16 protein-coding genes are annotated in these 15,565 nt (G+C 49.0%); 15 read left to right on the plus strand and 1 reads right to left on the minus strand.

The genetic code is table 11. The features are described from left to right. Window positions 1-310 precede the first annotated feature (310 nt). On the plus strand, window positions 311-1,027 hold the full coding sequence (locus VN23_RS07610; protein ID WP_046352952.1) for a glutathione S-transferase family protein: 717 nt from the start codon (window positions 311-313) through the stop codon (window positions 1,025-1,027). A 184-nt stretch (window positions 1,028-1,211) separates the two neighbouring features. Next, window positions 1,212-2,423 (plus strand): DUF1615 domain-containing protein, encoded by a 1,212-nt coding sequence (locus VN23_RS07615; RefSeq protein ID WP_046353104.1) that lies wholly within the window; start codon window positions 1,212-1,214, stop codon window positions 2,421-2,423. 87 nt (window positions 2,424-2,510) lie between these two features. On the opposite strand, the gene VN23_RS21765 is transcribed toward VN23_RS07615, so the two are convergent. Then, window positions 2,511-2,654, minus strand: coding sequence for a hypothetical protein (locus tag VN23_RS21765; RefSeq protein WP_156455147.1), 144 nt, complete (start codon window positions 2,652-2,654; stop codon window positions 2,511-2,513). Between the two features lie 469 nt (window positions 2,655-3,123). Between VN23_RS21765 and VN23_RS07620 the strand changes: the two genes are divergently transcribed. The 13 genes from VN23_RS07620 (at window position 3,124) to VN23_RS07680 (ending at window position 15,401) form a co-directional block, all read left to right on the plus strand. After that, a complete protein-coding gene (locus VN23_RS07620; protein WP_046352951.1) occupies window positions 3,124-4,143 on the plus strand; it encodes a phospholipase in 1,020 nt (339 codons plus the stop codon). A gap of 115 nt (window positions 4,144-4,258) precedes the next feature. After that, window positions 4,259-5,584, plus strand: coding sequence for a peptidylprolyl isomerase (locus VN23_RS07625; RefSeq protein WP_046352950.1), 1,326 nt, complete (start codon window positions 4,259-4,261; stop codon window positions 5,582-5,584). Next, window positions 5,581-6,129, plus strand: coding sequence for a hypothetical protein (locus tag VN23_RS07630; protein ID WP_046352949.1), 549 nt, complete (start codon window positions 5,581-5,583; stop codon window positions 6,127-6,129). The genes VN23_RS07625 and VN23_RS07630 overlap by 4 nt, the downstream gene beginning before the upstream one ends. Before the next feature lie 482 nt (window positions 6,130-6,611). Continuing rightward, window positions 6,612-7,055 (plus strand): inner membrane protein YiaA, encoded by a 444-nt coding sequence (gene yiaA / locus VN23_RS07635; protein ID WP_046352948.1) that lies wholly within the window; start codon window positions 6,612-6,614, stop codon window positions 7,053-7,055. A gap of 96 nt (window positions 7,056-7,151) precedes the next feature. Beyond that, window positions 7,152-8,573 (plus strand): alpha/beta fold hydrolase, encoded by a 1,422-nt coding sequence (locus VN23_RS07640; protein WP_046352947.1) that lies wholly within the window; start codon window positions 7,152-7,154, stop codon window positions 8,571-8,573. Window positions 8,574-8,984: 411 nt separating this feature from the next. Continuing rightward, on the plus strand, window positions 8,985-9,863 hold the full coding sequence (locus tag VN23_RS07645; protein ID WP_046352946.1) for a DUF6268 family outer membrane beta-barrel protein: 879 nt from the start codon (window positions 8,985-8,987) through the stop codon (window positions 9,861-9,863). 368 nt (window positions 9,864-10,231) lie between these two features. Further along, window positions 10,232-11,053 carry a class I SAM-dependent methyltransferase gene (locus VN23_RS07650; protein WP_052746720.1) on the plus strand — a complete coding sequence of 274 codons (822 nt, stop codon included), beginning with the start codon at window positions 10,232-10,234 and terminating at the stop codon, window positions 11,051-11,053. A 293-nt stretch (window positions 11,054-11,346) separates the two neighbouring features. Next, window positions 11,347-11,844, plus strand: coding sequence for a hypothetical protein (locus VN23_RS07655; RefSeq protein WP_156455148.1), 498 nt, complete (start codon window positions 11,347-11,349; stop codon window positions 11,842-11,844). 52 nt (window positions 11,845-11,896) lie between these two features. Beyond that, complete coding sequence (locus tag VN23_RS21340; RefSeq protein ID WP_335339395.1) at window positions 11,897-12,166, plus strand: GNAT family N-acetyltransferase; 270 nt, start codon at window positions 11,897-11,899, stop codon at window positions 12,164-12,166. Between the two features lie 73 nt (window positions 12,167-12,239). Then, window positions 12,240-13,094, plus strand: coding sequence for a hypothetical protein (locus tag VN23_RS07665; RefSeq protein ID WP_052746718.1), 855 nt, complete (start codon window positions 12,240-12,242; stop codon window positions 13,092-13,094). Window positions 13,095-13,297: 203 nt separating this feature from the next. Next, entirely contained in the window at window positions 13,298-14,026 is a 729-nt protein-coding gene (locus VN23_RS07670; protein WP_046352944.1) for a metallophosphoesterase family protein, read from the plus strand. Between the two features lie 37 nt (window positions 14,027-14,063). Beyond that, window positions 14,064-14,639: a GNAT family N-acetyltransferase gene (locus VN23_RS07675; protein WP_046352943.1), complete on the plus strand. Its 576-nt coding sequence runs from the start codon at window positions 14,064-14,066 to the stop codon at window positions 14,637-14,639. A 360-nt stretch (window positions 14,640-14,999) separates the two neighbouring features. After that, window positions 15,000-15,401, plus strand: a complete 402-nt coding sequence (locus VN23_RS07680) for a VOC family protein (RefSeq protein WP_046352942.1) — start codon at window positions 15,000-15,002, stop codon at window positions 15,399-15,401. Window positions 15,402-15,565 lie beyond the last annotated feature (164 nt).

Here is a 15,565-nt window from a genome sequence, read left to right on the forward strand (position 1 = left end):
ATACGGCAATAGCAAATACCTAACTTGATGCGTATAAGTCAGGTTTTTGTGCCCACGTGTCTTGTACGCTACCTGCTGCGTGGGCACGATAAAGCCTTGTGCCGCCTTACAAGCGCTTTGTTCTCGTTTTACGCTGTGGTTTAAAAATTTGGCCGCTCTGCCAAAGCACATAACACGCTACCCGGCCTGCCCCGAACCACAACGCATAATCAACCTCATCACAGGCCCCTTCAGCAAAAACTGTAAAAATAACAAACATCATCAGAATACAGGCAAAATAACCACCATCTTCCTACGTGGTACTGACGCGATGATGACTCTTTATACCTTTGGCCCTGCTTTTGGCTTGCCGGATATGAGCCCCTTTGTCACCAAGGCCGAAATACTTCTCAAAATGGCAGGCTGCGACTACCAATGCCAAACCGGCGGCTACGCCAAAGCGCCCAAGGGCAAGCTGCCTTATTTGCTCACCGAGCACGCTCAAATTGACGATTCCACGCTGATCCGCTTTTATCTGGAGCAAACGCTGAAAATTGATTTTGATGCGGCCCTCAGCCCCGCCGAGCGCGGTATTTCGTGGGCATTTGAAAAAATGCTGGAAGAGCACTTTTACTATATTTCACTACGAGATCGCTGGGCCGTTGATGCCAATTTTGATAAAGGCCCGAAAAAGATCTTTAAACGAATTCCTGCCTTTATTCGCGGGCTAGTGATCTGGAAAGTGCGGCGCAAGATGAATACCAAGCTACAAATGCAGGGCATTGCACTGCATAAAGAGGCCGATATCACTCAGCTCGCCAAAAAAGACCTAGATGCTTTATCTGATTTTCTGGCAGACAAAAATTACTTGATGGGCGATCAGCTCTGCGCCGCCGATGCCACGGTCTACGCCTTTATGCGCAGCGTGCTTTGCCCACTTTTTGATTCTGCAGCACACCAATACGCACTCAGCAAACCCAATCTGGTGGCCTATTGCGAGCGCCTGAGCAAAAAACTCTATCCTGAGCATAAAGAAGCGCTTGCCTGAAACGATGCGCCAAAAATCTTGAGCCACCATCCCCAGCAGAGCGCGGCATAAGGGAAAAAACGAGATGTACTCTGTAAACTGTGGCTCAAGATGAAGCATGATTAGCCCGCTCGCTAGGCAAAAAAATTAGCGCACGCCGCGCTTTTGTCCTAAGCTCGCCCTTTTGTATGACTTGGCCCCAATCGTGCTTCCCCGTAAACTGACCCCCATCCTACTTTGCACCCTGCTTGCTGCTTGTGCCAGCGCACCTATTCCACCCGCGCCGATTATCACACCAGCAACAGCCAGTGTGCCTGCGGCAATCAGCCCTGCCCCTGCATCGGCACCGATTCCTGCCCCCGTCATTGCGCTGCCTGTGGTGGTGACTCCCCCAGCACCTGCGCTTAAATCGATCAGCCAGCTCGAAGCCCAAGCCATGGCAGATAAATTGCTCCCTGCCAAAATCAAGGAGCGTAATGGCTGGAAAAATGATTTAGTCGACGCCTTTACAGCGCTTAAAATCCCCTACACCCCAGAGTATTTTTGCGCGGTGATGGCCGTCATTGAGCAAGAATCCAGCTGGCAGGGCGATCCAACTGTGCCAGGCCTCGGCAAAATTGTTTGGAAGCAGATCGAAGAAAAAGCCGGTAAATATCATATTCCGCTGATTGCCGTACAAACGGCACTTCTCAAAAACTCACCCAACGGACGCAGCTATAAAGAGCGTATCGACAAGCTGCAAACCGAAGCGCAAATGAATGCCGTGTTTGAAGACCTTGCCAACGATGCCAAGCGCCTTAGCCTGCCTTTTAATATGAGCAACCCCATCCGCACCGGTGGCCCTATGCAGGTCAGCGTAGAATTTGCCGAAGGCCATGTGCGCGCCTGGCCTTATCCTTACGCCCGCCGTGGCAGTGTTAGAAATGAAATATTTACCCGCAAAGGCGGTGTGTATTTCGGCACAGCCATTCTGCTGCAATATCCTGCGCCTTACAGCAAAATGATTTATCGCTTTGCCGACTTTAATGCCGGGCGCTACGCCAGCCGTAATGCGGCTTTTCAAGCGGCAGTCAATAAACTAGCCGGGGACGATATGGATCTGGACGGTGATTTATTGCGCTATGAAAAAGGCTACCCAATGAGCCAGAGCAGCGGCACAGAAAAAGCGCTGCAAAAACTAGGTAAACGCTTAAACCTGAGTCATGAAGAAATCCGCCGCGATCTTTTACTAGAAAAAGTCACAGGATTTTCCCAAACGCCGCTTTATCAGCGCGTCTTTAGCTTAGCGGGCAACCCGAGCCGTGAAGCTATGCCACAAATTGATTTACACAGCCCAAAAATCACCCGCAAGCTGACCACAGAATGGTTTGCCAAGCGCGTAGACGGCCGCTACCAGACTTGCTTATCGAGAAACTAAACGCGGTGTTTTTTTAACCCGCAGCAAAAAGCCAGTGCACACGCACTGGCTTTTTTTTTCGTCTGGACATAAGGGGCCCTCTGTAGCTTACAGACCTTTCAGAACGTATACCCCTGCAAGCACTGAATCTGTAACAGGGATCACCAAGGGCGCAAATAAATGCCATGTGATCACCAACCAAACCGCCGCCACCGTTAAGGAAACCAATAACTCAAATTTCTCTGAAAACACGAGGCACCCCCTTATCAAAAACGGGGCCGTTTTTTAAAAAAACAAACCCAGCTAGTCCCGGCAAGCAAAATATAGGTAAACCTACTTTACCTATACGCATTGCACTGCTATAAAAACAGGAGCTAAAAATCTTAAACAAGAATAAAGCTCAGGGAAAGCTTATGCAAAATTTGTCCAGCACTTATTAATAAATATCAATAAATAGACGTAAGTTTCAACACCGTTATTTCAACACTCCCACACGCGATTACAAGGAGGCCATCACCTTGACCACTTAGCCTTAAGCCAGAGCTAAAAGCTCGCTATTACTTGATTATAAAAAGGATTTTTAATTCCTTTGTCATAAAACGTACAAACCCCTGCAACCTTTGCTTGCTAATCTGCGCACCGGTCTAGACCTGTTGCCAGCTGAACGCTTTGCGTAAGCCTCAGTGGGCGGGCTACCCACGCACCCCACAAGGAGTAAAAGATGAAACTAACTTGTATGACGGCCTTGATCTCCACGCTTTACCTATCATCCGCCCCTGCCGAAGCTTGGGATCAGACCACCCACAAGCGCATCGTGCTGGATGCGATGACATTTATTAAAAACAACCCGAATAGCAATCAGTATCAAAAATTAGCGACGGGCATCAGTAAAGCAGGTTTCACTTGGGAGCAGTTTGCAGAGACCGTAGGCCAAGGGGCTTACGATGTAGATGACTTTGCCGATACCTATCTTTGTGGCGCCACAACAGGCAGTTGCCAGATTTCACCGGTATACAGCACGCTAAAAATTGCGCAGTACACATCTTACTGGCACTTTCAAAACCACACGGCTGGCCGCGATGTGCATGGCAATAAATTTGGTGGCTATAACTACTCCAAGCTGACGGTCGCTGGCGATATTGATAAATTAGCTAAAACCTGGCTGATTGGCGATTATTTGGATGATGGTGCGGGTGGCTTAAAAGGCTGGTTTGGCGATAGCTCTAAATACAATAGCTATGGCCTCACTGAAGCACATTACCGCTTAGGCGGTACCTCTTCAGCCAATATGTACGCTGATTTTGAAACAATGCCCTTCCAGCCCCTTGATAATCTGGGCCAGTACTGGTGGCAGCAGTTCCTTGCCAAGCCAAGCGCGCAAACACTGGGCTTTGTGATGCACACTACCGATTTACTCCAGCCTCACCACACGTGGACCACTTCAGCCAATAATCACTCCGGCTGGGAAACATGGGTCAAAGATTATTACGATTCTGAGCAGCTGAATAACCCGGCTTTGGTTGCCACGGCCTTAAAAGACTTTACTCCGCTCAAAGCAAGCGATACCGACATCCGCCCGCTGCTCACCGAAGGCGGCACTTACTCATATAAGAATGGCGGCATTGTTTTATCGTCTACCGATCATAGCGATCGCGCCCGCGTTGCCAAACAAATGATTCCTCACGCTATTGCCATGGTGGTGCATGTATTAAATCGCGCTGCCGAGCGCCTTGCTCAGTAAGAAAAGCCCGAAGCAGCCTGCCCCACACAGGCAGGCTGCAAATAGCAAAAAAATGCCATTTCTTAAACGAGTGGCTCTTTGTAAAGCCATCCACCCATAAGTGAATAAAAAAATCATGTTTAAGCTGATTGTCTGGCTAAGCCTTAGCCTGCTTTGCGTAGCAAGCCATGCGCAAGTTTCCTATCGCCTGCAAAATACGGCACTGGCCGCAAAAATCAATGGAGAAGGCGTTTATCGCTTCAGCCTAGACAATATGCAACAGCTTAATCATGAAAATACGCCTTTGTCCCGCCCGGAATTACTCTCACAAATGCTAAAGCAGCGTTTGTTGGCCGCCGAAGCCCGCCGTCAATACACCGCCAGCGAACTGCACCCCGCCAGCCGCATCGCCTTTGCCCGTGACGTAGCGATTGAAGACCGGCTCGCTTCATCCTTACGTGCGCTCTATGGCAAAGAGCTTGAGCAAGCGGTAAAAGCACTGCCCGGCGAAACGCTGAAAGCTTTATTTCAGGAAGAAAACACGCTCAGTGCCGAACAATATCAAGCCGTTTTTGGCTCCGCCCAAACCATGAGTCTGGAATACACTTTAAAACCTGAGCAAATCAATCAGGCCAAGCAAATCACCCTGCTGCGCTATCAGCTGGCAGGCAGTGGCAGCCTTTCGCTTTACGATATTTATCGCAGGCAAAATGTGCAGGGACGAATCGAGCTGCATGCTAAAAATCAGGACTATTTAAATCAACAAATTCAAATCGCTTTTGCCAATTTATTTACCCTGCACTGGGCCGCGCAAAAGTTTGGGCAAGACGCTATCAATGATTACCGCCGCAGCCTAAAAGATCAGGAAGATGCCGAAGCGCTGATGAAAATCTACGGCATAGGCGATCATCATGATGGCAGTGATTATTTAACCCAGTTAGCCAAAACAGTCAGCCCGGCCGAAATACGCACTTATTATCAAAACCATAAAAATGAGTTCAAACGCATTGCCAAAGTGAAAGCACGGCATATTCGGGTGAATGATGAAGCGCTGGCTAAAAAAATCATTAACCAAATTAAAAGTGGTGAAGATTTTGCCGCGCTAGCGAAGCGCCATTCCATTGCCAGCAATGCAAAAGACGGTGGAGATTTAGGCTGGATTATTCATCAAGGATCATTAAGCTGGCTGGCCCAGCTGGCTTTAAGCCAGACCGAGCTATCGCAAGCGTTTCGCTCCCCCGTCGGGCCGGATGAAAAAGCCACTTGGGAAATCATTAAAGTAGAGCAGCGGGTAGAAGATTATCAACCTGCCGATTCTGAATCCGTACGCTACGCGGCTACGGCTGAAATTGCCCACCAAAAAGCCACTCAGCAATTTAATGCCCTACTTAAAAAACACTGGCAGAGCGCTAATATTGAAGTCAGCCCATCCATCGGGGCCTTAAGCCAGGGGCTAAAATGAGATATCTGATCATCAGCGGCATCATCGGTAGCTTGATTGCGGCAGTGGGCTGGCTAGCTTGGCATGCGGATCAGGAAGACAGCCCACCGCCGCCCGCCATCGTGGCCAAGCCGATACCAAGCCAAACCACACCGGCCAAACACTGGCTTAATCGCTTTTACCCCAGCGAAGAAAACGCTCCTTTGCTTGCCACCGCCGCAGACCTCCCTGCAGCAGAAAGCATGGCCGAGGCACGTATCAATGGCGAGCCGCGCACCCCGCCAATTCTGCGCAGCGAGAGCCGTAGCGAAGCCGCCACACCACTCGAGCTGGCCGATCACTCAGCCTATCAGCAGTACGAAACGCGGCAAAATCTGCGCGAGCTGGCCGCTTTTAGCAAGGCCGTCCCTGCCCAGCTTCAGCAATTACAAGACGATATCCGCCGAGGAAAAGCAGCAGGGATTGCCCCGGAGCTCATCGCCCAGCAAGAAAGAAAAGTCGCCGAGCTCACCGCCATGCGCCAGCAATTACTGGCAAGCCACCCAGAGATCAATCCTGAAAAATAGGCAAGGAACAAAGGCGCGCTTTCCGCCTGCATGTAGCACCCGCCGCCCTAGCATCGGCGTCATCAGTGCGGCCTTATCCTACTTGGCAGGGAAGCGCATTTGATTATTTAGATATTTAAAGCCTAATTAAAAATGCCCTGTTTTATTCAGACCATACCAAGCATAAATGGCGTTTTCCTTATCTAAAAAACCTGTCACGCCACAAGAAAACTCAAGCATAACAATCAGCTAGTTTCTATCCTTCCATGGTTGCTGTTAGCGAAGCGGCCAACCGCCTTGCTTTTGGCTTCCATTTTGCTTGCTATAAAACTATGATTAATTTAATCTTTGACTGACTTTTTTTGACAGAAAAATTTTTATCCAGCTTGCCTGTTTGATTTGCTCAAATGAACGAGTAATCACACAGACTCGGATTAAGCTTTGGCTTGGCATTGCCTATCATGATTAGCTCAGTATTGAATTAGCGTATAAAGGACAACAAATTGAAAATAAAACACAGCGGCCCATCTGGTGCCTTTATCGGTGCATCTTGGCTTGCCCTTTTTATTGGAACGCTGACTTATTCAATCGGCCTTTGGAATGCCACTATGGCGCTCAATGAAAAAGGCTATTACTTCACCTTACTGCTCTACGGTTTGTTTGCCGCTATTTCATTGCAAAAATCCGTGCGCGACAGATTAGAAGACATTCCGGTGACAGGGCTTTATTTTGGCCTTTGCTGGGTTTCAATTGGCGCGGCGCTCTTGCTGCTTGCGGCAGGCTTATGGAATGCAACGCTCACCTCAAGTGAAAAAGGGTTTTACGCCATGTCGTATTTACTCAGCCTGTTTGCAGCCGTTGCCGTGCAAAAAAATGTCCGTGACTTGGCCCTATTAAAGCCTGAATTCACTGAGCCAGAACAAAGCGATTTAAATTCTTTCAAATAAAAACAGCGGCTTCATCGCATACCTTGGCCCACGATGAAGCCCGCCAGCTGCACTAGATGACTCCCTGCAACATCTCTTAGTGATCACGCCAAACCTATGCTGAAATACGCAGCCTACCTTGTATTTATTTTTTTTATCAGCAGCCCATTACATGCTGAACCTACGTTTCTTTCTGGCAAACCGGCTGAGATTTCAGCCCCGACGGGCTATCCGCCAGAGTGGCGCTACCATCTGCAAGATGCACCGTTTTTTAATGGCAAAGTATTTGTGCTGCAGGCGGGGCAAACACAGCAGCCCACCATCGTACTGGTACACGGGCTAGGCAGCCGCGCCAGCCGTGATTGGCTTACGCAAATCCCCCAACTCGCCCGTAATTACCATGTATTGGCCTTTGATTTGCCGGGTTTTGGCTTATCGGGCAATAATGTAGAGCGATTATCGCCGGCCCATTATGGCCAGCTGATTAATGCCCTGATTCAGCAATACGCCAAAAATAAACCGGTGATTTTAATCGGCCACTCTTTAGGCGGGGCCATTAGCTTGCGCTATGCGCATGATTACCCTGAAAAAGTCAGCCGGCTGGTGCTTGTCGATGCAGCGGGCATTTTGCAAAGAACGGTTTACCTCGATTACCTCAGCAAGCTTAATCTTGAGCTGACCGAAAGCAATTTGCCCAATATGCTGATTAATTTTGCCACCCGAAAAGTAAACCAGCTGCGCTCCAGCCTGATCGAAACCGCAGACAGTGTTTTGCCCGATCCAACCCACCTGCTGAATATCCCCTCTGTGAGGGAGCAGCTTTTTAAAGATTTACATACCTTTAATGCTGCACTGTCTTTGCTGGATGAAGACTTTACCGAGGCCATTAGTCAAACCCACACGCCCACCGATATTTTTTGGGGTAAAAACGATCCTGTAGCCCCCTTGCGCACAGCCTATCTATTGGCGGGGCGCATGCCCGCAACACGTTTAACGCTATTCGATACAGGCCATGTGCCAATGGCAGAGCGCCCTGATGAATTTTCCGAACGCTTACAACAAGCACTCATCACCCCTATCCCCGCTAAAATCACTACCGAGCCAATCAATAGCCGCCGCACCCACTTTTGTAATAAAACAAATAGCCTGCATTTAAGCGGGGAATACGACCGGATTGTATTAAACGGCTGCAAACGGGTGCAGCTGATGAATCTGAACGCCAGATATTTAGAAATCAACGACTCCAGCGTCTGGATGGATAATGTGCAGATCAGCAACCCGGAAGCCGCCATGATCAGTAATCGCTCCAGTATTACCGCCACCAATAGCTATATAAAAGGCCAACCCGCGCTTTCTATTGATTCCAGCCAAGTCGATTTTGCTGGGGTATCCATCAACAGCTCAAGCCTTCCTATCCAGACACGTGGGCGCAGCAAATTTTATTTTTCTGTGAGCGATCAAAGCAAAGGCGATGTTCAGCGCTTACTGCACCAAAGAATCAATATCAGCGCAAAAGAATACCGAGAGCTGCTGGAATAAACGCGCAACAAAATATCTATTTACCCAGGGACTCAGAGATTAAATTAAGCACTACACCGCATACTCAGGCAAACCGCTTTTATACCCGGCAGGAATGGCAACGCGGCCCAGAAGAAAAAGAAGTCAGCTAATAATTAAAGCCATCACGGCACTCCCCCCCGCTCACTTGCAAACAAATCAGCCATGAGAAAGATTTAATCCGGCAAATATAAACCAGTGGCAAGCCCACCCAACATGCCCAAGCAGGGACGTTTCATTCTTATATATGCTGACAGAATCCACTGGCACCTTAAATTCAACGCTTAATCCTCTCTGACTGCTTTCTGTCGCAAACATAAAAAATGTAATCCAAGCTCTTTAAGATAGCTAGCGTAAACCACTACTACCTAAGCCAGATCTTCAGGAGCCCCAATGCTTAAATCATCACTGCTCACTCTATTGCTTGCATCGATTGGTTTTGCCCATGCGGGCACCAATATCGATATGACGATTGCCCCGCTAGGCACACCTAAATTTGATTTTGATCGTGGAGGCAAAGGCCGTCTAGAAAGCCTGCAAGCCAGCTTTGGTGTGAATCATGATCTTAACCAGCAACATAATGTCGGCTTAAATATTCAATTAGCGCGTGAAACATGGCATTTTGAACAAAGCCCTTGGAAAGTCGCCGAGCCTTGGAAGCAGTTAGAAAGGGTGACCTTTTCCGTACCCTATCGCTACAGCACCCAAAGTGGCTGGACTTTTGCAGTTGCCGCGGATGCCAGCAATAGCAAAGAAAAAAATGCCGAGGCCAAAGAAAGCTGGATTTACGGCATGAACGCCTATGTGGCTAAGGCCATTTCACCTACTTTATTATTTGGGGTGGGCGCAGGGGTTTATCGTCAGCTGGAAAAAACCACAGGGTTTCCTTTCTTAATTATTGACTGGAAAATCACACCTAATCTTACACTGGCCAACCCATTCACCGTAGGGCCGGTAGGGCCTGCCGGGCTGGAGCTAAGCTGGGCGTTTACCCCACAATTTGATATTGGTGTGGGTGGTGCAATGCGCCAGTTTCAATACCGCCTAGCGAAGAGCAACCCGCTCGCACCTGATGGCGTATTAGAAGAGCAATACGCACCCGTCTTTTTGCACGCTGCGTATAAATTCCACCCTAGCTGGCGCGTTGATGCCTATACAGGGGTCGCTGCAGGCGGAAAATTCACTATTCTGGATAGCAATGGCAATGAGCTAAGCAGTGAAAAAGCCAAGAAAATGCCTTTCTTTGGCTTTGCCCTGAATGGCCGGTTTTAAGCGGCATTTACGGATAGCAGGTTAAAGCATTAAAACGTAAATACGAATATGCATTAAATGAAGTGCTGATTCATCCCGTTTTATCATTGCTAAATACAGCCCCCAATCATAATTGGGGGCTGGCGGGAATCCAAGCTTTGCCCAAAGCCCCACAACGGCGTGAATAGCAACTGAATCAGCACCTCCCTCGCAAGAGCACTGACCCCAACTCCCCGATACAAAATACATCCCACTTTTAATCACTACCCGGCCCAAATCGGAATAAGTCCTTATATCCCCCCTATTTGCGGCATACTGAATAAATCCCTATTCAAGAATTAAAAAATAGCGCCCAATAAACAGACAGATCACGTGCATAGAGAAAACACATGAACATCAGCCAGTCTGAGCAATTTTTAATTGCGTTTCACAACCAGCATCCCGGAATTACATCCCAAGCTTACCAAGCGCTCAGCGCCACGATGGGCGGGCAATGCTACGATTCATCTTACGCATGCCTTGCAAAAGATGTAGCAAGGGATGCCACTGTGCTTGATTTGGCTTGCGGCGATGGTTTTTTACTCTCACTTTTAAATGCTCACACGCTCATCGGCGTCGATATGAGTACAGGCGAGCTGGCTGCGGCTCAGCAAAGGCTAGGCAATCGCGCCACTTTGCACCACAGCAAGGCGCAATCACTGCCCTTAGCAGATCAGAGCTGCGATGAAGTACTTTGCCATATGGCCTTGATGCTGATGGACCAGCTGGACAAAGTAATCAGCGAAATTTATCGGGTACTTAGGCCCATGGGGCGATTCTCTTTTGTAATTGGCACGGCAGCACCGGCCAGCGCGGTGATGGATGGCTATGTAGCACGACTTAGGTTGCTTTTTAAGCACGAAACCTCAAAAGCCCTACGATTAGGAGACCCCCGCCTTGCCAAAGAACAAGGCATCATCAGCGCACTGACACCCCATTTTTCCCAAATTAAAATAGAAAAAATAACACTCAGCCGCCGCTACACCCCCGCTGAAATTTGGGCATGGTTTGAAGGCTGCTATGACTTGGCATTTCTAGCCAGCGAGCAGCGCCAGCAACTGCACGACGAGTATTTACTTGAGCTGGCAGCGCTGTGTGAAGAAGATGGCAAAATTGAGTTTCTAGATGCCATGCTAAAAGTAACGGCGATTGCGGCGGAGCCTGGCCACTAAACTCTGAAGTGATGGTACTTTGTGATAGTAAAATCAATCATTATCTTACGAAAATTACACCTAAATTCTGACTAAAAATGAAAAATTCAAACAGAATGCTTTCTTGAAACTATCCTTTATTTTTTTGTTTATGTAAAAATTGATCTTACTCAACAACCTCATGCATGTGTCATCGTAACGTAAGCACATCAATGGCAAGCGGGCACTTTATGCCACTCTGACACTTTAAAGCTCTGTGTTTAAGCGCTTGATTACTTGCCATCTTGTGTTCATCACTTTATGAGGCCATGCGCATGCTCAAGACCGTTTCTGCCACTCTTTTCACCTTATTAATTTCAGGCGCTCCGGCTAATGCCGCCACCATTACACCACCTGGGCCGGGAGGGGCACCGCTGCCTTTTTCGGCCGTCGGTACGGCAACAGTGGGTAAGCTGGGTATCGATTTTAATTGCAACACCGTATTCAGCGGTACGGTAGATGGCTACGGCAATGTTCGCATCACCAGCGCCACCTTTAAGGGCGCGACCCTTTGCAGGCTGATCAAAGCCAACGCCAGTGCGCTTGCGCCTTGGACCGGCCATGTAGATACAACTACTCAGCTCACACTAGATAATGTGGCCGTCACGATCAATTCTCCACTTGGAGGCGGCATTTGTGGCCCCAACAAAATCGTCGCCACGATTAATGACAACGCAAGCGAAACCATCATTGGCCTGAATGCCCAGCTCTCTGGTGGATGCTCCATCAATGGGGTACTGAATACTTCGCCCTATTTGCAGGTAAAACCTTAAATTATCGTGCTCCCCGGAGGCAGACATCGGGGAGTTAAATCACGATAAAACCATACCCCGACGACACTGCGTTACATTTATTGGCTTACTGCTCTTTGCCGAGCCATTTCAAGGTCAGGGTTATGGTAGGGCCGCGATGCAACAGCTACGCAAGCTTGCCCTTACATGGCATTGCCCGCGCATCAGAATATCGGTGATTGCCAACAACACCGCCGCGCTGGCATTTTGGCAGCGAGAAAACTTTGTTGAGTTGCACAGAAAGCCCGCCGAAGGCTTTACGGCAGGTGCGATTGTAATGAAATGGCGGCACAATGAGTTGTAAGGCCACTTGCCACTTGCTTATGTCATAAGCGTCATTTAATCTCTGGGTACTTACATTTAGCGCAAGACAAACAATGAGCTTCGATGATTTTATTAAAACAGCATGGGCAGACCATGGTGACCAACCTTTAGCCGTTGCTGAGCGGCTCAATCAATCGCGCCATCTTGTACAAAATACCCGCCAAATCCCAGCCTTTGCCCGCTTGATTAGCCATGTGCATGGCGAGCATCTGGCAGATTGGGAAGCAGGGATTAGCTTGCTTCAGTCACTTCCCTGCATAGAAAGCGCCGCACAAAGCGCCATCAATACCAGCATCGCCACCTTACGCTCTGGCCGTGGCGATGCGGATGCACTGGCTTCACTTACGCCTATCGAGCAAACCACCGTGCTGGCGAGCACAAGCAGCCTCTTCGCTGCTCAGCAAAAACTAGCCTTAGCCATGGATAGTTATTCCAAAGCGCTCGCTACCTATGAAAAACTAGCGCCCCAGCCCGAGCAAGCACCTGTTCATCGTGCGCTTGCCGTTGCGGGGAATAATCTGGCTGGCACACTAGAAGAACAAAGCAATCGCAGCACTACCGAAACCACCGCCATGCTGCTCGCAGCCCAAAGCGCACTTAAATTCTGGGCGCTAGCAGGCACTTGGCTGGAAATCGAGCACGCCGAGTACCGCCTATGCCGTAGCGCCTTGCAAGCGGGGTTGCGCGATGAAGCGATACAAGCAGCCCAGCGCTGCCTAGATGGCTGTACGCAAAATAATGCCCCAGCTTTCGAGCTATTTTTCGCCCATGCCGTGCTGGCGATTTCTCAAAAAGACCAAGACTATGCCTTTGAAAAACACCGCGCAGCGGCCATTGCGTATCTGGAACAAGTTCCCATCGACGAGCAGCATTGGTGCGAGGCGGAGTTGAAAGAGTTAAATCAGTAAAGAAAGGTAGGGTGGGTTAGGCCAGTCAATAAGCTAAATGCAGGCACTGCTATATCTTGGCAGTAACCCACCGCAGCGCCACGGTGGGTACGCGGCTAGGAGCCAATCCACTCTCTGTTCTATATTTTTAGCAAGCCGAACCCACCCTACAAATACACATAATCAGGCAACTTTATAAATCTTCCTCAAGCACAGGACTCTCCATGCGCCTCGCCCTTGTTTCAGATATTCACGGCAATTTGCCCGCCTTGGAAGCCGTAGTTAAAGATATTGCCCGCCGCGGCGTAGACGCAGTGATCAATTTGGGCGATAGCCTTTCTGGCCCCCTGATGCCACTTGAAACGGCACAGTTTTTAATGGCGCAAGACTGGGTGCATCTGGCAGGCAATCATGAGCGCCAGCTCTTGGCTGCAAATAAAATGGGCGCATCCGATGCCTTTGCACATAGCCAGCTTGGCGCTAAAGAATGGGCTTGGCTGGCGACATTGCAAAGCTGTGCATCACTTAATTCCGATGTATTGCTCTGCCACGGCACGCCTCGCAGCGATCTTGAATACTTTATGGAAACGGTGGAACCCACCCAGCTACGTGCAGCAAACCAGGCAGAAATCCACAAACGACTCGGGGATGTGCGGGCCGGATTAGTCGCCTGTGGCCACACGCACATTCCAAGGATGATGCGCAGCAGCTTAGGCCAGCTCATTATCAACCCTGGCAGCGTGGGCTTGCCCGCTTATGACGATATTCACCCCTATCCGCATAAAGTAGAAAACAGTAGCCCCGACGCCCGTTACGCCATTGTGGAACAAGGCAAAGGCAGCTGGTCTGGCGCACTTATCGCTATTCCTTACAAATTCAAAGCTATGGCCAAACTGGCGCAGGCAAGGCAGCGGCCGGAATGGGCTAAGGCTTTATTAACTGGATATATTTAATCGCTTTCTCTCAAGCAAGTAGCCCAAGATCAAATACATGACAAATGAAGCTCAGGCACTCAGCAAGGCTGAACACACCATCACTATTATTCGGCCAGCTCAAGCCGCCGATGCGCAAGCCATCGGCCAAATCCGCGTCGCCGCATGGCAAGCGGCTTATACACCCTTTATGCCAGAGGATTTTCTAAAAGCGCTCAACCCCGCCGCCCAGCTTGAATCGCTACAAGCCAGGCTATCCGCGCCATCCCGGGATTTTTATCTGGCAGTCGCCGATCAGCAGAATCAATCTTTAGGTTTTTATGTGTTGGGCAAGCCTCGCTTTGAAAGCAGCGAAAACACCACCGAGCTCTGGGCGCTCAACATTGCCCCACATGCATGGCGCCGCGGGCTTGGATTTCAACTTATGCAAGACGCCATCATTAAGGCAACGCATTTTGCTTACCAGCGCATCCTGGTGTGGTGCATCAGCGAAAACCACGCGGCTCGAGGGCTTTACGAACACTGCGGTTTTAAAAACACTGGCGAAACACGCAGCACCACCGCCCTCACTGGCCATCCACTCCATGAAGTTTGCTATGAATTACAACTAAATCAAATAAAGGCCGCTTCTTAGGGCAAGCAAATACCAAAGAATGGCCACCAAGCTAATAAAATACGCGCTACCAACTTAAGCAAAACCCACCAGAGTGGTGCTCCTGTAGGTTGGGTTAGCGGGTTTGTTTGCCGATTTTAGGCGGATAAAACCGCGTAACCCAGCCTACGAATTCACCTTAAGCTGATAGGATTGGGTTTCACTCGCCCGACGAATAGCATTCCTATTTTTATTCTATTAAAAAATACATCCATAAAAAAAGGCTTACCATGCAGATCACAAGCTCGACAGACATTGAACAAGCAAAATATATTGCCTCCCAAGCAATTCACTCAAGCAATACACTCAGCAAAACAGCCCATATTAATTAAAGAGAACAATATGCTTCATCATTTATCATTCGGTGTAACAGACATCCAACGTTCAGCTATTTTTTATGATGCTGTATTAACCCCACTTGGCTATATTCGGGTTTGGGAAGATTTTGAAGGCGACGATGCTGCGGTGGGCTATGGTATTGAAGGTGGTGGCGACAAATTCGCAATCAAGCTATGCACGCACGTTGCTATAGGCCAAGGATTTCATTTAGCGTTTTCAGCCACAAACCGAGCCGCAGTTGATGCTTTTTATTCTGCCGCCATAGCCAATGGTGGCACGGATAATGGCCCTGCCGGATTGCGGCCAGATTATGGCGAGCATTATTATGCGGCTTTTGTGATCGATCCTGATGGCTATCGAATTGAGGCCGTTATTAATACGCCGCTTGAATCATCTTTTAATTAAAGTCTAGCCCAAAAACCTCTGAACAGAATAATGCCTTTTGCATCAGACAATTGATTTGTGGTTTCATTCACGGGTTTTTCCCCAGTAAGCAGAAGAGAGTGCCCGCATTTGTCATTGTGTAGCTTGCACAAAGCCCATACTCCAGCCAGAGAAACTTCGCTGCT

The sequence above is a fragment of the Janthinobacterium sp. B9-8 genome, from assembly GCF_000969645.2.
Lineage (GTDB): Bacteria > Pseudomonadota > Gammaproteobacteria > Burkholderiales > Chitinibacteraceae > Iodobacter.